Origin of the sequence: Psychrobacter sp. NZS113 (assembly GCF_015864825.1) — a bacterium.
GTDB lineage: Bacteria > Pseudomonadota > Gammaproteobacteria > Pseudomonadales > Moraxellaceae > Psychrobacter.
On the sequence record NZ_JADYWL010000001.1, the window covers coordinates 146,899 to 166,689 of the forward strand.

The window sequence follows — 19,791 nt, forward strand, 5'->3', positions numbered from 1 at the left end:
CCTTGCTTGAAATACGCAGTGTACGCTCGGCTGCTTGGCCGCCATTTTGAAATAATTCGACTGTAAATAAGACGTTTATAGTGAAAACAGAAAAATAATCGAAGGATGGTAGCATTTTTTAGGATAAGCGCCTACCTTTACCACGAACTGGCATAGGCGAAACAGGTGAAGGTAGAGACTTAATATGAGTCAAATTAACGCATATTCTCTGATGAGAAGTCACATTTTTATAAGAAATGAGGAGGTGTTAGGGCGCAGGCTGCAACTTAAACTTTGAAATGAGTCAGCTCATAGCCTAATTGTTGATAGGCTTTATACTTATTACGACCTTCTTGAACACTGGTCGCATCAGGTTTTATCAGCTCAAGCACTCGAGTTGGTTGCGCATTACTGGTCGCTGCCATAAAGGTATTCACGGGACGTATCGTAGTATTGAGTACGATTCCCTTAAAATCGGCTGGCATATAATTGCCAAGTAGCACAGGTGCTAGCGATTGGTTATCAGTGTTGGCAATAGCAGCATCCACATCGGTGCCTTCAGGGTCAGTACCTTGCGTACCCGTATCCAAAAGACACTGATGTGGTATAAAGCTCGTGGCCTCTTGTGCCCATAGCGCCTCATCAAGCATCGACAGTAACGCATCATCTTCGACAAGAATCAGCAGTGACTGCGTGCTTTTATTGAGCGCCGTTTGGGTCAATTGACAAATAAAGCCCAAGAAATCTTGGGCTTTATTCTCGCTTAATACATAAAAGCTAATCTTCATAAAACGCTTATACTCTAGCTGCGCTATTTTTTAGATATTGCATAAATAGTGGTACTGGACGACCAGTTGCAGCTTTGTCTTTACCTGAGTTCCATGCCGTGCCAGCGATGTCTAAATGTGCCCATGCTTGACCTTCTTCTACAAAGCGAGACAAGAAGCAAGCAGCAGTGACAGCACCTGCACCTTTACCACCGATGTTTTGCATATCAGCGATAGGCGATTCGAGCTGCGCTTGATATTCATCATCTAACGGCATATGCCAAATGAGATCACCTGATAAGTTACTGGCATTTTCTAAGTCAAACAACACGTCTTCATCATTACTAAAGACGGCCGAGCGAACACTACCGAGTGCAACCACACAAGCGCCGGTCAAGGTTGCAACATCAATAATTGCTTTTGGCTGATAACGCTGTACGTAGCATAAAGTATCTGCCAATACTAAGCGACCTTCGGCATCAGTATTCAAAATTTCAACCGATAGACCATTCATTGCTTTGACGATATCGCCTGGACGCGTCGCATCACCTGATGGCATGTTTTCAGCACAGGCTAGCGCGCCGACTACGTTGATTGGTAGACGCGCTTCACACAAGGCTTTGATTGTGCCGAGTACTGAGGCTGAGCCACCCATATCAAACTTCATCTCATCCATTGCCGCACCGGGCTTGATAGAGATACCGCCTGAATCAAACGTTACGCCTTTACCGACCAATACGATAGGGGCATCATCATTTGCTGCTTGCACATTCGCATCGTTGTTTTTAGCCGCTTTCTTGGTTGGTAGTTTATCAGCCAATGCTTTTAGACCACCGCTGACTTTAGCACTGCTAGTCGTTGCTTTGGTAGAGCCAGCATCACTACTGAAGTTAGACTTACCACGGTACTCCATGAGTACGAGCTTGCCTTCTTTGGTAGAGCCTTGCGCGACTGCTAAGAAGCAATGCATACCTAGCGCTGACATTTCATCTTCGCCTAGTACCTTAACCGTTAGTAGATCAGGATAGGTCGCTGCAAGTTCTTGGGCTTTTTCTGCCATGTAAGCTGGGAAGCAGATGTTACCTGGTTCATTGGCTACATCTCGAGTCAGACTCTGACCTGCAAACACTGATTGTGCAAATGCTAGTGCAGGCTGTAATGCAGCATCAGCAACTAGGTAGATATCAGTTAGTACAGGCGTGGCTTGCTCAGATTTATATTTATCAAAGCGGTAGCTCGCTGCCAACAGATTAAGAGCAAATTGACCGAAGTGATTTTCTTCTAGAGCATCACCCAACGCAACAGTGATAGAAGACACCCGCTTTTGCGTACTGCTATAAATAGTGTTAGCAATTTTCTGCAGGACAGTATTGTTAAACTTATCCGTATTGCCCACACCGACTAGTAATAGTTGTACAGGGTTTTGCTTGGTGGTTTTTTTGTCGCCTGCCAATGCATAATCGACAACTGTTTCACCAGCCTTACCTTTAAAGTGTGACACGTCAATCAATTGCTCAATACGTGAAGTGTAATCAGTCAGAGCAGATTCAGCTAAGATGTTTTTCTTGTCATCGACTAAAACAACTAGGCAAGCTTCATCTTTGCTCTTTGCTTCTTTTTTTAGAATTTTTTGTGTATGAGTCTTTGGTAGGTGCTGAGATAATTTAATATTCATATAGTTATCCTTATTAGAGTTATGAAAATTGCAGGATTTGTGTGATTGCTTTTACCTGTCAGATTATTAGATTATTTGGTCTATCGAGCAACCACAATAGTGTAGCATATTGCGATGACAGTGCGCAGTTAGCAAGTCTTGGGTAATGAGTTTGAACCATTCTGCTGTACCAATTTACACAATCATTTAATACTGTATCAATGGTTTATGGTGAGTGATATTAAGTAAGATATTAAACTAGGGTGTGTCCTCATTTCAAAAATGGAGATAAAAATGAGATAAATTGCCGTCAAACGAGAAAAATAGTGTAGATAATATCGAGATATTAACTAGCTATTTGACGATGTTTGGCAAAATTTAGCCATTTTTAACCCAGTTAGATGACTATCGCTTGAATTGAGGATATGCCCTAACCGTTAACCAATTCATCCGTTGTTACTAATGCGCTAAATCTATCTTGTAGCGCTGCCATTGCTGTGTCATGCATGACGTCGGCGCTTATCGTTTCTTTTGTGGCGCTAGGTAGGTCACGAGTGGCACAGGCATCATGGCACACAAAGTTTTGAAAACCCAGATCAAATGCGGCGCGGGCGGTTGAGCTGACACACATATGGCTCATAAAGCCAGCAAAGATAATCTGCTGCTTTCGTGCTGATGAAATCAATGATTGTAGCTGTGTATCATAAAAGGCATTTGGATGCTTTTTGGTAATCACTGTCTCGCCATCATGTGGCTTTAATGGCTCAACAATCTCGATATTGGGTGATAAAGGATCAAAGACATTGCCATTCTCTGGACCGTGATGCATGATATGGAAGACAGGGATGTCTTGCTGACGGGCTTTGTCCAGCAGTAGGCGGGCATTTGCGATAGCTTTAGCACCAGCTTGTCCTAATGGCATAGCACCATCAACATATTCATTCTGATAATCGATAAGGACGATAGCGCAATTGGACCAATCAAGCGTATCGAATGAGCCGCCTGCGAGCTCAAGTAGAGTAGAGGGTATGGATGTGGTTTTATTCACAAGTTTTATTCTCCGTATGGCATAAACATATTTTTTGAATATTCAACAGATGTCATTCAGTCTAGCAATTAATCTCAGTCATCCGCATTTCATGATACGAATGACAAACAAACCTTTCTAAAATAAATAAAGCAAAACATCACAACAGAAGCGCGGACAACTTAAGCATTGCTACAAGCCTCACTGTTAATATGATTAATACCGAATATATTTTTCATTTGCTGCTCTATGGTCTATCATCTGCTGTATGTGATGGGTAGTCAGCAATAAGAATGTAATGTTTCCAAACACATTTCACCGCCATTTTTAGGCAAAACATGCTAGCATTAGCGGTTATCTTTATCGCCAGTATTTATAGGGTGTCGCTAACAAGTGACGCTGTTATTTTTATACCTGCTTAAGTCTCTGACTGAGCGGTGCTGTCCCTATAATACGCAATTATCGCGCTTGAATTTGTCAGTACTCTGTCAATAATTGTGTAATTAATGAGTGCGAATACCAACCCTTTTTAAGAGTGCCTATTGTGATATTACGCCGCTACATGACCCAACAAGTTGCCTCAACCACTGCTCTGGTATTGGGGTTTTTAGTGGTGATGATGCTTGGCGGTCGTTTGATACGTTACTTTGGCATTGCAGCAGAAGGTAATCTAGATGTCAGCTTATTATTTACCATCATTGGTTATAATTTGCCGTACTTTTTAGAGTTGATTCTACCTTTAGCGTTTTTTATCGCACTCATGCTAGTGTTTGGGCGCCTGTACGTCGATCAAGAGATGGCAGTTATCAATGCCAGTGGCGTCTCGCGTGGCAAGCTTGCCCGCTTGATAACGCCCTTGATATTGGCGTTGTTTGTTGGTGAAGCCGCGCTTTCAATTGTTGGAAAACCGTGGGGCGTACGCTCTTCTGAGAGTGTTTGGCAGCAGCAAGCGTTGACCAGTGCTTTTGATTTGATACGTCCGAATGAATTTATCAGTAGTGGCAATTATCATTTGTATGTGGGCAGCTTGAGTGATGATAAAAAACAATTACAGAACGTGATCCTTATTCAGTCCGAACCTGAAGCAAAGGGTAGTGCTGCTAAAAATGCAGCGGTTGATACCAGTAACAGTATCGACCCAGAAACGGCAGAATCATTAGATATACCAGACCTGCCAGCCGCCGTTATAAATGCTAATATCAGCAAAGACACCATCACACTCGCCAATCGTGCTGAACAAGTAGACACGGGAGATAGCGGCGTGACCCAGTTAGATTTATTCCAAGGTCGCCGTTATGAGGTTGGTGCAGGCAGTCTGAAATACAATCAAGTGGGCTTTGATCGTTACCGCATCACGTTGACTGAATCATCCAAAGAAGCGGTAACCGAAGACAATATCGAAACGCAAGCGATAGGGCCACTATGGCAAGCGGCGACTGGTAGCGGGCAAGTTGGCAATACCAGTGCACTACGAGCAGCACAAGGTGAGCTTGGATATCGTTTTGCTTTACCGTGGTTGATGATTATCGCGCCTATGCTAGCCGTACCGCTCGCACAAGTACGTCCGCGTCAAGGTCGTTGGCTGCGTTTGTTCCCTTCTATTCTATTATTTGTCAGCTGCGCACTGGGTATTATTTCACTCAAAAATGCCGTAAGTAAAGGCAGTGTGAGTGTATGGGCTAATGCATGGCTGGTGCTTGGATTTATGGCACTAGCGCTTTATCTGAACTGGGGCAGCCGTGTGCAGCATCGATTACGCTTTCGCAAACAAGAGAATAAGCCATTAACGGTTATTGATAGTCAGAGCAATGGCTCACTAGGAGGACAACCTTAATGAGTGCTTTATTCTCTAAATCTCAGGATGCTAAGTCTCAAAATACTAATGCTTCAAACACTGGCCCTCAAAACCCTAAAGCTAAGTTTGCCAAAAGACCTGCCAATCTAAAAGTCCTTAGTCGCTACGTCAAACTCAATGCATTGCTCGCGATTATCGGCGCAGTTTTAGGTCTGTGGGCTTTGCAGCTGGTGTTCTCTTATTTGTCAGAGCTTGATTCATTAGATGACAGTTATACGATGGGTCAGGCGATTAAGTATATTTTTTATCGCTCGCCTTACTTTTTAGAGCAGTTTATTCCAACAGGTGCATTACTCGGTGCTGTAGTAGGCTTGGGATTACTCGCTAACAAAAGCGAGCTAGTGGTGATGCGTGCTGCTGGTGTGAGTGTGTATCGCATCGTCGGCTGGGTGCTACAGCCTGCAATGATTTTTGTGTTAATTGCATTGGCGATTAATCAGTTTGTCTTACCTTCTTCTAATCAATTGGCAAAAGAGATCAACGATGCAGATAGCCGTTCGTTGGTCACATCAGTACGCGGTTATTGGACAGTGCAGCCCCGTTTTGATAGCGCAGAGGATGGCAGTACAACGCCTGATGGTAGCGACGTTCTGTATATTGATTATGCTGATGTGCAAGGTAATATCGGTGAGGTAAAGCGTTGGCATTTGGATAATAAGGGTAGCTTACAAACGGCTGTTCATGCTGAAGATGGACAATATATCGGTCGCGAACCACTTGATACCACTACTGATGAACCAAGCGAGCAGTATCGTTACGAGTGGCAGCTGAATAATATGACCAAACTGAATATCGGTCAGGGTTTTGATAGTAGCCAAGCCATCTCGCCGTCGGATACTTTAAGTCTGCCATTTGCCCCTGAATCTGTGTATTTACTCACTCGTAAGGCAGAGGATTTATCTCTGACCCAGTTGTATGAGCATCGTCAGTTTATGGGCCAGCAAGGCACACGCTCCTTAAGTCATGAGCTGGCATTTTGGCAAAAGCTGCTATCACCGTTGTCTATTTTATCATTGGTGATCGTCGCCTGCTCATTCGTTTTTGGCTCATTGCGTACGCATAGCTTAGGCTTGCGTATTGTGGTGGCGCTATTGTTTGGCCTGCTGTTTAGTTATGTGCAAGATTTGGTGGGTTTTGTCTCGCTCGCGACAGGATTTTCGCCATTATTGATGGTGCTGCTACCGATCATCGCTAGTGCGATATTGGGCGGCTATTTGCTCAAACGGCAGATGTAGCCAGATATCATTTGCCATAAAGAAGCCCGCTAAAACACTACGTTTTAGCGGGCTTCTTATTTGTGCAGCTTTCAAAAATTTATACTATTCACAAAAATTAGAGTAGCAAGGAAAAAAAGTGCAAGTACTACATATTGTAGGCTAAGCGATTTTGACACAGCTAATCGTATTCTTGGCGGTTGGTATTAGTCTTTGGTCGCCATGGTAATGGTGTATGTTTTACCTTGCTTGACCTTATCGCTATTGCCAAACACTTCGGTAAACGAGCGCTTCACAAACTGGCGCAAACCATTGATGGTCACTACATAAAAACGGCCGCCTTTACGCATGCGAGCATACGCATCGAGGAAGTATAAATAATGCTGTTCTTTACCCACTTTGGCTGGCAAGTTCGACATCACGAGACTAAAATCTTTGTCTTTTGCCACATGGTTAAAGCCATTTGATAAATGCACATCGACATTTTTCAGACCGTTTTTCTCACAGTTATGGCGCGCATATTCTACTGCCATAAAGTCTTTATCAATCAAAGTATGCAGACCATTTGGACATTCACGTGCTGCTGTCATACCAAGCACACCATAGCCACAACCCAAATCGATCGAGTCATCGTCAGCTTCAAAGTCAATATAATCAAGCAGCATCAGACTACCATCATCAAGCTTTTGTGGTGAAAAAATACCCCATGTGGTCGCAAAATCAAATGGTTTGCCAAGCACATCTTGGCGAAAGTTAATGTCTTCGCGCCAGTGTTGGGCGTTTTTTAATAGGTCAGCAGGTGGTCTATGGCTCATGAGATTCTCGGATAATGGATAGGTAAAAGGTGGTGCGTTGCTCAGTTATGCAGCGTGCACATCATACGCGTATTGTAGCGAGAAAAGGGTAGGTTTGCAGCATCGTATTGCGGGAATTGTTCTAGCAGCTAATTTTTCTATGTAGAAAAAACTTATCAGAAAAAGATATCGGAAACATTAGGTAAGAGGTATAGCCTAAGATAGAATCTAGTTTAACCTGATAGTTTCTAAGTATTATTTATGTCAGACATTCTATTTGTATCTAAAGTCGACTTTTGGATTGCATCAGTTTTGTGGCTTGGTAGTTTGTCACTTATCCTGATTCCATTATGGGAATGGCGATGGGGCAAAAGCGATTCGCGCATGCGAAACATACTGCTTATGGCTATCCTACTGCCTTTCGCAGCACTCATGCTCATGCCTTTTTTTGGGACTAAATATACACTAACCGATAGCCAGCTACACGTGGATAGCGGTCTTTCTACTCAAAAAATAGAGCTGACAGATATCAGGTATATTACGCCAACCCGAAGCATGAGTTCTGCGCCAGCACTGTCATTGGATAGACTTAAAATAGCCTATCGAAATCAAGAAGTATTGATATCACCAAAAGACAAGTCGCGCTTTTATCAAGAGATACAGGCACGTAATCCTAAAATAGTGATAGAGACAGCAGGCGAATAGAGTGGCAATATAGTTAGCCGCACTCAGCTATACATCGTTCCTGATATTAAATTTTTCTTGAAATTACTTTCCCAACCGCTTCTTTAACACATAATCAAAAATAAATGGCCCCAAGGGTAAAAACGAGCCAAGCACACCAGCAGGTAGTGCCCATAGCGGCATTTTTATTTTGCTCGCTGTGATGATCAGCACTATGATATAGGCAACGAATAGTATCCCATGCAATGGGCCGACATAACTCACTGCTTCAGGCATACCCAGTATATATTTTAATAGCATGGCGATACCCAGCAACAGTAGAAAAGACGTGCCTTCTAAATAACCCATGATGGTTAATTTCTTGAGAGCAAAAATTTGTTTTTTAGTTAGGGCAGGTAGGGAAGATGGTTGAGCTTGCAACACGGTTTAGTCCTCTAACGATCATCAATAAAAATTAAATCCTAGCCTCGCGGATGATGCTCGGCATGCAATTTCTGCAATCTCGCCGTCGCTACGTGAGTATAGATTTGCGTCGTTGATAAATCACTGTGTCCAAGCAATAACTGCACGCTACGCAAGTCTGCGCCATGATTCAGCAAATGCGTGGCAAAAGCGTGACGTAGGGTATGCGGTGATAATTCTTTATCTATACTGGCAACCTTAGCGTACTTTTTAAGCAAATACCAAAAATTCTGCCGTGTCATATATCCACCTTGCGCCGTTAAAAATACCGCTTGGCAGTTTCCTGATTTCAAGTGTGCAATCAAATCACCACGAGCATGCGTTAGATAGTCTTCTAGTGCATCGCTGGCATATTCACCCAATGGCACCAGTCGAGTTTTATTACCTTTCCCCGTGATTTGTAGCCAGCCAGCGTTTAGATTTACTTGCTCTAATGAGAGATTAATCAATTCACTCACTCGTAGCCCGCAGGCATATAGCACCTCTAGCATGGCTTTATCACGCAGTCCGAGTGCAGTGCTGGTATCAGGCGAGGCAAGTAGATTATCGACATCAGCCTCGGCCAAGTCTTTCGGTAATGGACGACCCAGCTTTGGGCTTTTGATGCGCTCGCAAGGATTGTCTTCACGCAGATTACTGGCAATCATCCACAGATAAAACTGACGCAAGCTTGAGAGCATGCGTGCTTGGGTACGTGGGGTTTTGCCTTCTTGAGTCAGGGTTGATAAGCAGTGCAGTACATCGTCAGGCTGCCAGCGTGTCAGGGCAATAGGATTGGTCAGCTCGCAGGAACGCAGGTCGCGGACATACGCATTACGAGTACGAGTCGCTAAACCACGTGCCAGCATGGCTTGACGAAACTCAGTCATATAACTGGGTTCGTCATCTACTGCCAGCGCCTTGGGTTGGCGCTGTTGCACGGCACGATCACGGCTCATAATTCAATACTCGACGGTTGACTGTTAGATAAGCGTTAAACACCATAACGAAGTGACTTCAGCACTGCGCGCGACATGTAGAGGGTCGGTATCATCTTGGCTGCGACCATGCTTCGGTTTTGTATTGAGACGGTATTTTACTGCCAATCCAGCATCGGCAAACAAGTTTAATAGCTCATCACGGGTACGTAGCTGTAAATGCTCAGCTAAGTCCGACATTATCAACCAAAGCTCTCCGTGCTCAGCTAAGTGCTGTTTGGCGCCCTGCAACATCCCACGCAACATCGCGCTATTGGCATCATAGACTGCATATTCGAGCGGTGAGCTTGGCTTAGTAGGTAACCAAGGAGGATTGCAGACAATGAGGTTAGCGAGTGGCGCATCAGTTGGATACAAATCCGCTTGCTGTAACTGTACGTTAGATAACGTCAAACGCGCAAAGTTCTCGCTAGCACAGGCCAAAGAACGCGGATTTAAGTCAGTGGCAATCACTTGCGGAACACCACGCTGCGCTAAGATAATGGCCAATAAACCCGTGCCGGTACCGATGTCATAGGCGACATCATGAGTCGCTGGTAGCGGTGCATCGAGCAACAGTTGTACATACTCATGACGAGTTGGCGCAAACACACCATAATGCGGGAAAATCGATAACCCTAAGCTGTCTATTGGGACGCCTTTTTCGCGCCATCCTGCTGCGCCAAGTGCGCCTTGCATATCACGAAATGATAATACGCATGGCTCATCGATTGCACCAAAGGCTGCTGTACAGGCCGCACTGACATCAGGGGCGCGGCGTAGTTGGCTGACGTAACTGGCATCAAGCTCTAGTAGTAAACGGCTTAATATGCGTGAGCGTTGGGCTTGTAATTGGCGCTGCTGATGAAATAAGTTGGGAATGCCTTTAACCTTTGCTGTGTTAGGTTTATTCGCCGCTTTCTTAACCTTACGCTGTTCAGAGCGCTCATTAGTGCGATCTATACGACGACCAAGTGCTTGTAGCAGTTGTCGTGCATTATGAAAGTCACCGCGCCATAGCAGTGATGTGCCTTCGCAAGCTAAACGGTAAGCGTCGTCTGCGGTCGTTGTATCATCAACCAATACAACGCGCGCAGGTGGCATATGATTGCTTTCAGACAACCAAAGAGCATTACGTAGAGTTTCGTTTTCTTGCCATTGTACATACTGCTTTTCTGTTTGTAACACGTAGTAGCCTACCTTTTGTGAAAGATATATCTCGTACAAATCAAAGATATCTTTATATTGTTTGTTGCGCTGTCAATGTTTTGCTGTGATTAGAGCTTTGCTGCGGTAACTTGAGTGCATTTAAGCGCTTTTTTTCTTAACCAAATAGCGATAAAGCGTCACACTCATGGGTGCAGTATCATCACTATCAACCTTGATTTCATCAGGGTCAGTATCTAAGCTCACGTTCTCAGCCAGCGTCTCTTGAGTCAATAATTCGTGACCCAAATGACGACAGAAATTAGGAATATCACGAGTGGTAGCAGGGTCGGTGGCCAGTATTTCAATCACCTCGCCACTGTCTGCTTTGCGAATGACTCGATGTAGCATCATCACAGGCTCAGGGCAAATAAGCCCCTGCGTGTCCAGATGATGGCTGATAGAGGTATCTGTTATTGAAGTTGTCATAATTGTTTTAATAAACCTAAGAGATAAGTTTGATAATGGAGAGTTTGTTTACGCGTCTATCAGGAGTCAGGAAGTGCTTTCTGAGTTTTCTACAATATCTGTCTCTAGCGCTTCGTCAGTATCAGGCAAGTCAGCCACTTCTAAAAAGTTAAAAAATCGCTTAAAGCTCACTTTAAATAAAAAGGCCACTCCTAACCAACAGGACAATCCTAACCATGCAGTATCAGCGAATAATAGCCCACCAATTAATATGATGGTCGATACGCCGATACTCATTGCAATCATCGAAGGTTGGTTCAAACGATAACGATAAACGACTAAGGCATCATAAAGCGTAATGGGAATCGTGAGCGCAACCAAGGCGTATGGCAAATTATAAAATAGTTGGTAAAGCAGCTGGTTGTCATGAAAGGCTTTAATACTAGCAATGGTGCCAAAAACCATGAACGCAAAGATAGCAGCATAAATGAGATAAATCGCCACTTGGTTTATCCGTTGTGCGCCTTTGATACGAGCAATAGCAAGCGGAGAAAAACCATGTTGCGATTTATTCTGCGTGGATTGGTCTGAAACAGTAGTCATAATAATCAGTCATTTATCCGTTGAGATGATATGGTCAATCCACTATATAGCAGAAATTATTGGCATAGGAGTGGCAAGCTGATTTCTAAGCTAATCTGCTTTGATTGCATCAATGGCGATACTGCTATTCGGATCAGCAAAGTAAGTCGACATCAGGATACAAGCAGAAATATCATCAATAGGGTCGCGCTCATTCTTAATCCAGCCATTGTCCCAAGCGATTTCTCGTGCTGCGACAGAGGTCAGGCGCTCATCACAGAGTGACACGACCACTGGCAGATGCTGTTCCATAACTCTATGCGCTAGGCGACGAGCGAATTTATGCGCACGCTTAGACAGCATCGAGCTACTACCATCCATATTGAGCGGTAGGCCGATGACCACTTTTGACACGCCCCACACCTTAATAATACCGAGTAAATTATCCCAGTCAGGTTGACCATTATTCATCGCTAAGATATCAAAGGCACGCGCTGTCTCGGTAATGGTATTACCAAGTGCCATGCCCATTTTTTTGACGCCATAGTCTAAAGCTAAGACAAGATGTGGCTTAACGGTCGCTTCAGCAACGCCAGTATCAGTCTCTATTGTATTGGTGCTATCTTTTATAAGAGTGCTATCTACCATAGTAACGGATGTATCCTGTTTTGATTTTTTATTTCTGCATTCATGGAACATCTGAGGTTAAGCGTGACCGATATCACTGCTTAGGTAATCAAAGTTGATTCCGATTTTATCAGCGGCTATTTGCCAGCGCTCTTCAAATGGCGTATCAAACAATAAGTTTAGATCTGCAGGGCAGACCAACCAATCACCATTATTCAATTCTTGGTCTAGCTGTTTTTTGCCCCAGCTGGCATGACCTAAGCACAATTGATAGTGTCCAACGCCTTGACCAGCAGCGATACGCTTAAGGATATCTTGACTGGTCGTGATGCAGACATTCTCTGAGATAGCAAAAGAAGACGCCCATTCCGGCTGACCAGTATGCAGCACAAAGCCAACCTCAGGATACATAGGGCCGCCTTCTAATGCCAAGTCTTCCATCACCTGTGGATCAGTGACTTCAATATCTAAATCTTCTAGCAGCTTACCCACATGTGATTGCTCTAATGGACGATTGATGACCAAGCCGAGTGCACCGTGCTTATCATGACGGCAGATATAAATTAGCGCCTGCTCAAACCTTGGGTCTGACAGCTCTGGCGCCGCGATTAAGAAATGATGAGTCAAATTGGTTTTAGACATAGAGACAAGCAAAACCTAATAATGAAGGTGAAAGACCACTATATGGCGATAGTGAGTAAAAAATCAACTAAAGCAAATATTTAGCCGTGATGTAGAGCTAATCACAAACCCAAAACGTTTATTTAACATCCGTCAATAAACTACGAGCATGATCACGGGTAACATCAGTAATAATCACACCACCGGACATACGTGCTAGCTCATCGACCTGCGCACTATCGGTCAATATCAACAGCTCACTCTCAGTTTGTTCCTGATGGTGCTTTTGTACCAAAATATGCTGATGCGCTTGCGCCGCTACTTGTGCTTGGTGAGTAATGGCCAATAATTGCTGTGTACGGCCAAGCTCACGTAATAACTCGCCGACGACTTGCGCCGTGCCTCCACTGATACCAACATCGACTTCATCAAATACTAGCATTGGCTTGGCAGCGTTATTGTCCGCATTGGTTGCTTGCAATACTTGCATGACTAAAGCCATTCTTGACAGCTCGCCACCTGACGCAATCTTGTGCAGTGGCTGCATTGGCATACCGACGTTGGCGCTGAATAACAGATCAATATCAAAACAACCTTGCGCACTATACTGGCTAGGATCTGCTTTTTTGGTAAAGACAAACTCACAGCGGGCATTGGGTAGGGCAAGTGGTTGTAGTTGCTTAATCAGTTGTTTACTGACAATTGGTGCAGCTTTAGTGCGTTCTTCATTTAGCTGAGTGGCTAGTGTTAAATATTCTTGCAAAGCCTGTTCAATTTGTGCCGCCATCGCATCGCTACTTGGCTCATTTTCTAATTGCTCTAATTGTGTTTCCCAGCCTTTTGCTTCCTCAATTAAATCACTGGCTGGCAAGCTATGCTTTCGTGATAAACGGTGCCCTAAGCTGATAAGACTGTCTAGTGTCTGCAAGCGCTCAGGATCAGGCAGTTGTTGCTCGGCATAATCTGATAATAGGCCAGTCACTTCAGTGATTTGCTGCTGCGCTAAATGTAGCTGTTCAGACGCTTGCTCAAAGGTTTGGCTAACACTCATTTGGTTGTCACAGAGCTTGATAGCTTGTCCTAGTAAGGTCATGACATCTGGCTCATCCGTATCATTATCGAGCAGATGTAAGCCGTGGCTGGCCTCTTGCATCAGTGCTTCTATATTAGACAGCTCTTCATGCTCTGCTTCGACCTCTGCATAATCGACGGCTAGTAATGGGGCAATGTCTGCTAGTTGGCTTTGTAAAAGTTGGATACGATCTTGACGCTGAGCTTCACGACTAGCGATATCATCAGCACGGCGTTTGAGCTGCTGGTAGGTTTGATAGCTACTGGATGTTTGTAAGGCTAGAGGTGTGATTTGCGCCATCTCGTCCAACCATTTCACCACAAATTGTGGTTTAAGCAATGCTTGCTGAGCATGTTGGCTGTGAATATTGACTAATAATGTACCGAGACTTTTTAGCTCGGCCAAACTAACTGGCACACCATTTAACCATGCCTTTGAGCGGCCGTTATTACTTAGCTGACGGCGAATTAAGACTTCCGGCTCTTCTAGCGCTCTATCATTTTTAGCGAACCACTCAGCAATGATATGGTTGTCTTCTACATCGAACTGCGCATAAATATCTGCATGTGCAGCACCATGTCTGACCATCGCACTGTCTGCACGCTCACCCGCACACAATGATAGCGCATCAAGCAAAAGTGATTTCCCAGCTCCAGTCTCGCCAGTGATGACATTGAAGCCTTCAGCCACACTCAGCTCATGCTGAGCGATCAACGCAAACTGATGTAAAGTTAATGATACTAGCATCAACGCCTCTCATGATAGACAGTGAGCTTCACTTATAAAACAGTAAAGCCATATCTAAAATAGAATAAATAAGTTAAATCGTTCAGGTACTAACACTAGGGCGTGTCTTCATTTTAAAAATAGTGATAAAAGTGAGATAAATAGCCGTCAAACAAGAAAAATAGCGCAGATAATATCGGGATATTAACTAGCTATTTGACGTAGTTTGGCAAGATTTAGCCATTTTTAGCCCATTTAGATAAATATCGAGTGAATTGAAGACACGCCCTAGCTAGATAACGATAATTAGCAAATATTATGGTGTTAAATGTGGCCAAATACAAATTTTAATAGCATTGAATACAATAAAATGAGGAAAAAGTATTATCACAAAATTTACAGAAGCTAATGGTTTATCGTTATTATTCGATGACCAATATTAGCTATAAATTGAATAAGTTAATCAAATCCTAGTGATATATTAGCATTAAATGTTCAGCCGAAAAGACATTCTAGAATGGGCATTAGATAAAATTTTCCTAACCGCTTTAACAAACTTTATAGATATAATGTGGTAGCATAATCTAACATAATGATAAACTCTTACTGGCTAGCTTTCATGCCTCATGTTACATGACAACGAGTCACAATACTTTCAAATTAAGCAGGTATAGTATTAAAGGTAAGAAATTCAGCTATGATGTTATAGAGTAATAGAAAACATAGAGCACAATCTATATTTTCTAAAATATACAATTTAAACAGTACTTTACCCAGTTACTTATTTTTTAGTTTTGCAATAATTATTTGATAAGGAAGCCACTATGACAGCGGCGCAATTTACTAATGTAACAGTCAATGCTCAAGCAACGATATCTTATGATGGTCGTTGTTCTAGCCACACTATTATGTTCGAAGATGGTCGACATAAGACATTGGGTGTTATTTTGCCTTGTGATAACTTGGTTGAGCATTATCATTTTAGCACCAACACCTCTGAGCGTATCGAAATCATCGGTGGTGAGTGTGAAGTCAAAACAAATGGTGAAGAAGAGTTCAGTTACTATCGTGCAGGTCAGTCATTCGTGGTTGAAGGCAATAGTGGTTTTAACTTACGTACCGAAGAAATCGTACAGTATGTTTGTCACCTAGAAGGCTAATCTGATTGGCAGGTTTTGATCGAAACCTGCTGGTTAAAATCATAGTTTAGTGGCTTACCATTTATCATGCCAAACACTTCTCATTCAAAAGAAATAAACAATACTAAATTGGCATTGTTTATTTCTTTTTCAATTGTCACACCCCTTTATTCACAGTGACTTGCTACAATCACCTCTCTATTCTTTTTCTGTTTTATCGCATTAGGCGTTGACCACCTTACAAACAATCACTTCATAATTAGTAGGACTACTACTATGGCAAAACCTATTTATTTCTATGGTATTCATGCAATTGATGCCTTACTCGAACATCGTCCTCTTGATGGGCTTAGCTTATTTGTACAGCAAGGCCGCGAGACTGATAGCCACGTACAAGCGATTATGGCACAGGCAAGCGCAAATGGTATCAGTATTCAGCCAACGCAAAAAGACAATCTCACGCAGTTATGTGGCAGCCCACAACATCAAGGCGTCGTGCTAAATGCTCGTCCATTAGGCTTTGCTAATGAAGGGTTGCTGGATACGATTGTTGGACGTGATCAATGCTTGCTATTAGTCTTAGATCAAATCACTGATGCGCATAATTTTGGTGCTTGTTTGCGTACTGCTGTGGCGATGGGCGTAGATGCAGTGGTTTGTCCAAAGCACCATGCAGCAAGCCTAACACCAACGGTTGCCAAAGTATCTGTTGGCGCAGCTGAGATGATGCCGATTATCAGTGTAACCAATCTGGCTCGCACACTGTCACAAATAAAAAGTGCAGGTGTTTTTGTCTTTGGGACTGCGCTCAATGCGGATGCCAAGCCCATACATGCGGCTGACTTAACGGGTAAGACAGCCATTATTATGGGTTCAGAAGGGGAAGGGATGCGTCGTCTGACTATGGAGAGCTGCGATGAGCTGGTTTATATTCCGATGTCAGGGAATGAATATGGCAACCTACAGAGTTTAAATGTGAGTGTTGCCACTGGTATGGCGTTATACGAAGTTAATCGGCAGCGAACTTTAGCTGCTGGGCCAGTATAAGATATTCTTGATGTAGTGGTTCTAATTGCGAGTATAGATCTACAAGATTACTTTCATTTAGCACCACATTATCAGCATGACGATTGCGCTCTTCGCGGCTCAACTGATTGACCATAATGGCTTTAATCTTTTGCACGCTTTGCTCGTCACGCTGACTGGCACGTGCAAGCTGTGTGTCTTCAGTAGCGTCCATTACTAGAACGCGCTGGCATAGATTCGCCAACCCTGCTTCTGCAGCTTCGATGAGTAGCGGTGCTGACAACACTATATAAGGTGTAGTACTAGCCGCTAACTGAGCTTTTGCTGTCTCGCGTATCGCAGGATGAGTGATTGCTTCTAACTCAATTAATGCATCAGGGTGTGTGAATACGTGCGTTCTTACGGCTGCTCGATCCATTGATCCATCACCATTCAATACCCAATCACCAAACTTCTTCTGAATTTTACGCAAGGTTGAGCTGCCTTTGGCGACGATTTCATGGGCAATGACATCGGCATCTATAATATCAATACCTTGCTCAGCGAACCAAGCGCTAGCAGCAGACTTCCCACTGCCGATACCACCCGTCAAACCGACTACTAACGTCTTATTTTTAGTTTGTGGGCTTTGCGATTGATGTGAGTAAGGTGAAGGAACGTTTGTGTGTTTTAACATAATGATGACTTATTTGGTTGGTATCGTAATGGTAGCAATTGCCAATTGAAAATATAGCTTTCAAGTATGACAGTTAAAAGCTGATAGTTTGCTGTCACAACCTATTTTTACTGTTATAAATTATTAAGGGTACATGCCAAGATACCAGCTAACAATCTCTGAGCCATATAATAAAGCCACGATACCTGCAATAGCGATATAAGGACCAAAGGCGAACGGTTTACTCTCACCTTGCTTTTTCATTAGGATAATCCCAACAATTGACCCTAGCAAAGAAGATAGTAAGATAATCAACGGTAACATCATAGGACCGAGCCAAGCTCCTAATACTGCTAAGAGCTTAAAATCTCCTTGTCCCATACCATGTTTTTTAGTGATAAGAAAAAAGACCTTAACCACTATCCACAGTGATAAAAATCCAAGTAATAAACCCCAAATTGATTGAGTTGGCGAGACAAACCAGCCTTGGGAGTTCACGGCCAATCCTAAACCTGCTAAAGGGAAGGTTAAGCGATCTGGTAGCAACTGAGTATCAAAATCAATTCCTGTTAAAGCAATAAGTGTCCACACCAAAAGTAGCGCTGACAATCCCGCAGCACTGACCCCAAACTGATAAATCACTAATACTGACAGTAGCGCAGTGACCAACTCAACGATAGGATAGCGTAGACCAATAGAGGCTTTACAATCTGAGCAGCGTCCGCGTAGTACCAACCAACTAATTAAAGGTATGTTTTCATACCACTTGATTTTATGGCTACAATGAGGGCAGCGTGAGGCAGGGCGACTCAAGGTAATAGGTTGGTCAGCGGCTACGATATTTTTTAGAGGTAGAGTATGTTCATGTGGCAAGTCTGCTTGCTCAGACATAAACTGGCTGCATTCTTGTCGCCAACCATAAAGCATCATTAGTGGAATACGGTGAACCACCACATTTAAAAAGCTGCCAACACAAAGACCTAGTAGACCAAATATGACCAAAGCCATAGCCGTATTATCTTGTAGTAACTGTATAAATTGCATGAAATAGCAGTCCTTTAATTCGCTTTTAACCTACCACTGCGCCCATTTGGAAGATTGGCAAGTACATTGCAATCACCAAACCGCCGATTAATACCCCTAGGACCGACATAATTAGAGGCTCCATTAGGCTGGTCAACCCATCAACCGCATTATCAACTTCGTTTTCGTAATAGACAGCCACTTTATCGAGCATCTCTTCTAAGCTACCAGACTCTTCACCAATACCGACCATTTGAATGGCTAAGCTTGGGAAAAGGTTGGTTGAGCGTATGGAGAACTGCAATTGTTGGCCAGTGGATACATCATTTTTGATTTGTTGAGTGGCGTTATAAAAGACAACATTATTGGTAGCGCCGGCAGTAGAGTCTAGAGCATCAATAAGCGGTACACCTGCAGCAAAGGTAGTTGATAACGTACGTGAAAAACGCGCAATAATTGCCTGATAAGCAATGTTGCCAAAGATTGGTGCTTTCAACGTAGCACGATCTAAAAAATCACGGAATTTTTTAGATCGTTTTTTGGCCTCTGAGAAACTAATGATTGTACCACCAATAATGATGATTAAAGCGAACCACCATGCTTGCATCCACTCGGACATGGCAACCACCATTTGCGTGAATGCAGGCAGTTCTGCACCAAAAGATTCAAATAGTCCAGAAAATACGGGTACTACTTTAACTAGCAAAATAATAGTAACAATAATAGCAACCACAATAACGGCAATCGGATATTTCATGGCTTTTTTGATTTTTGCTTTGAGTAATTCACTTTTTTCTTTATAGGTCGCAACTCGTTCAAGCATGGTTTCAAGGGAACCTGACTGTTCACCCGAGTCGACCAAGGAACAAAATAGGTCATCAAAGTAGCGTGGATGGTTGCGTAATGCAGAGGCAAAAGTACCACCCGCTTCGATATCAGATTTTATCTTTAAGACCAGTTCTTTCATACTAGGATTATCAAGTGAGTCTGCGACAATCTCAAAAGATTGTGTCAGTGGTACACCTGCTTTCATCATCGTTGCTAATTGACGAGCAAAAATGGCGATATCGATAGCCTTAATAGACTTTTTGAAGGTATAAAGAGGCTTAGGTTTTTTCTTAATACCTTTGACAGAGATGCCTTGTTTCCGCAAGGTTGCTTTCGCAAGCTCCAAACTACGACTAGTGGTTTCACCTTTCACTTTTTGTCCGCGTCGGTTCACCCCGTCATAGACAAAGTCTAACAGCATGTCGGTCTTCGCTTTTGCCATGATACTACCCTCAAATATTGTCTGATATAGATATTGCAAAGATG

At 43.2% G+C, this 19,791-nt stretch carries 20 protein-coding genes; 5 read left to right on the forward strand and 15 right to left on the reverse strand.

Annotation, left to right across the window (positions count from 1 at the left end; translation table 11 throughout):
• Positions 1–266: 266 nt before the first annotated feature.
• The 3 genes from I6E61_RS00655 to I6E61_RS00665 form a co-directional block, all read right to left on the reverse strand.
• A complete protein-coding gene (locus tag I6E61_RS00655) occupies positions 267–767 on the reverse strand; it encodes a DNA polymerase III subunit chi (protein ID WP_197128559.1) in 501 nt (166 codons plus the stop codon).
• A 7-nt stretch (positions 768–774) separates the two neighbouring features.
• On the reverse strand, positions 775–2,421 hold the full coding sequence (locus I6E61_RS00660) for a leucyl aminopeptidase (protein WP_197128561.1): 1,647 nt from the start codon (positions 2,419–2,421) through the stop codon (positions 775–777).
• A gap of 409 nt (positions 2,422–2,830) precedes the next feature.
• Entirely contained in the window at positions 2,831–3,448 is a 618-nt protein-coding gene (locus I6E61_RS00665) for a cysteine hydrolase family protein (RefSeq protein WP_197128563.1), read from the reverse strand.
• Between the two features lie 541 nt (positions 3,449–3,989).
• Between I6E61_RS00665 and lptF the strand changes: the two genes are divergently transcribed.
• Both lptF and lptG read left to right on the forward strand, forming a co-directional pair.
• On the forward strand, positions 3,990–5,261 hold the full coding sequence (lptF, locus tag I6E61_RS00670; RefSeq protein ID WP_197128565.1) for an LPS export ABC transporter permease LptF: 1,272 nt from the start codon (positions 3,990–3,992) through the stop codon (positions 5,259–5,261).
• A complete protein-coding gene (lptG, locus tag I6E61_RS00675) occupies positions 5,261–6,517 on the forward strand; it encodes an LPS export ABC transporter permease LptG (RefSeq protein ID WP_197128567.1) in 1,257 nt (418 codons plus the stop codon). Before lptF ends, lptG begins: the two co-directional genes overlap by 1 nt.
• A 185-nt stretch (positions 6,518–6,702) precedes the next feature.
• Here the strand turns inward: lptG and I6E61_RS00680 are convergent, their stop codons facing one another.
• Positions 6,703–7,311 (reverse strand): class I SAM-dependent methyltransferase, encoded by a 609-nt coding sequence (locus tag I6E61_RS00680; protein WP_197128569.1) that lies wholly within the window; start codon positions 7,309–7,311, stop codon positions 6,703–6,705.
• A 240-nt stretch (positions 7,312–7,551) separates the two neighbouring features.
• Here I6E61_RS00680 and I6E61_RS00685 point away from each other — a divergent pair, with 240 nt between their 5' ends.
• Positions 7,552–7,995 (forward strand): PH domain-containing protein, encoded by a 444-nt coding sequence (locus tag I6E61_RS00685; protein WP_197128571.1) that lies wholly within the window; start codon positions 7,552–7,554, stop codon positions 7,993–7,995.
• A 63-nt stretch (positions 7,996–8,058) separates the two neighbouring features.
• Here the strand turns inward: I6E61_RS00685 and I6E61_RS00690 are convergent, their stop codons facing one another.
• From I6E61_RS00690 to recN, 8 genes are all read right to left on the reverse strand, one after another.
• Positions 8,059–8,397: a DUF3817 domain-containing protein gene (locus I6E61_RS00690; RefSeq protein ID WP_197128573.1), complete on the reverse strand. Its 339-nt coding sequence runs from the start codon at positions 8,395–8,397 to the stop codon at positions 8,059–8,061.
• Between the two features lie 38 nt (positions 8,398–8,435).
• The gene (gene xerD, locus I6E61_RS00695; protein WP_197128575.1) at positions 8,436–9,374 is read right to left on the reverse strand and encodes a site-specific tyrosine recombinase XerD; all 939 of its coding nucleotides are present in this window, start codon (positions 9,372–9,374) and stop codon (positions 8,436–8,438) included.
• 24 nt (positions 9,375–9,398) lie between these two features.
• A complete protein-coding gene (locus I6E61_RS00700) occupies positions 9,399–10,580 on the reverse strand; it encodes a methyltransferase (RefSeq protein WP_197128577.1) in 1,182 nt (393 codons plus the stop codon).
• 120 nt (positions 10,581–10,700) lie between these two features.
• Positions 10,701–11,027 (reverse strand): sulfurtransferase TusA, encoded by a 327-nt coding sequence (gene tusA, locus I6E61_RS00705; protein ID WP_197128579.1) that lies wholly within the window; start codon positions 11,025–11,027, stop codon positions 10,701–10,703.
• Between the two features lie 66 nt (positions 11,028–11,093).
• On the reverse strand, positions 11,094–11,609 hold the full coding sequence (locus I6E61_RS00710; RefSeq protein WP_197128581.1) for a hypothetical protein: 516 nt from the start codon (positions 11,607–11,609) through the stop codon (positions 11,094–11,096).
• A 90-nt stretch (positions 11,610–11,699) separates the two neighbouring features.
• Positions 11,700–12,236 (reverse strand): Holliday junction resolvase RuvX, encoded by a 537-nt coding sequence (ruvX, locus tag I6E61_RS00715; protein ID WP_197128583.1) that lies wholly within the window; start codon positions 12,234–12,236, stop codon positions 11,700–11,702.
• A 57-nt stretch (positions 12,237–12,293) separates the two neighbouring features.
• A complete protein-coding gene (locus tag I6E61_RS00720) occupies positions 12,294–12,857 on the reverse strand; it encodes a YqgE/AlgH family protein (protein ID WP_194196217.1) in 564 nt (187 codons plus the stop codon).
• A gap of 118 nt (positions 12,858–12,975) precedes the next feature.
• Positions 12,976–14,655: a DNA repair protein RecN gene (recN, locus tag I6E61_RS00725; protein ID WP_197128585.1), complete on the reverse strand. Its 1,680-nt coding sequence runs from the start codon at positions 14,653–14,655 to the stop codon at positions 12,976–12,978.
• 803 nt (positions 14,656–15,458) lie between these two features.
• Here recN and I6E61_RS00730 point away from each other — a divergent pair.
• Positions 15,459–15,794 carry a pyrimidine/purine nucleoside phosphorylase gene (locus tag I6E61_RS00730; protein ID WP_110922080.1) on the forward strand — a complete coding sequence of 112 codons (336 nt, stop codon included), beginning with the start codon at positions 15,459–15,461 and terminating at the stop codon, positions 15,792–15,794.
• Between the two features lie 255 nt (positions 15,795–16,049).
• The gene (gene rlmB, locus I6E61_RS00735) at positions 16,050–16,820 is read left to right on the forward strand and encodes a 23S rRNA (guanosine(2251)-2'-O)-methyltransferase RlmB (RefSeq protein WP_194196215.1); all 771 of its coding nucleotides are present in this window, start codon (positions 16,050–16,052) and stop codon (positions 16,818–16,820) included.
• Here the strand turns inward: rlmB and coaE are convergent.
• From coaE to I6E61_RS00750, 3 genes are all read right to left on the reverse strand, one after another.
• Positions 16,783–17,475 carry a dephospho-CoA kinase gene (coaE, locus tag I6E61_RS00740; RefSeq protein WP_197128587.1) on the reverse strand — a complete coding sequence of 231 codons (693 nt, stop codon included), beginning with the start codon at positions 17,473–17,475 and terminating at the stop codon, positions 16,783–16,785. The two genes, rlmB and coaE, sit on opposite strands and share 38 nt — an antisense overlap.
• Positions 17,476–17,598: 123 nt before the next feature.
• Entirely contained in the window at positions 17,599–18,498 is a 900-nt protein-coding gene (locus tag I6E61_RS00745; RefSeq protein ID WP_197128589.1) for an A24 family peptidase, read from the reverse strand.
• 25 nt (positions 18,499–18,523) lie between these two features.
• Positions 18,524–19,747 carry a type II secretion system F family protein gene (locus tag I6E61_RS00750; protein WP_197128591.1) on the reverse strand — a complete coding sequence of 408 codons (1,224 nt, stop codon included), beginning with the start codon at positions 19,745–19,747 and terminating at the stop codon, positions 18,524–18,526.
• Positions 19,748–19,791 lie beyond the last annotated feature (44 nt).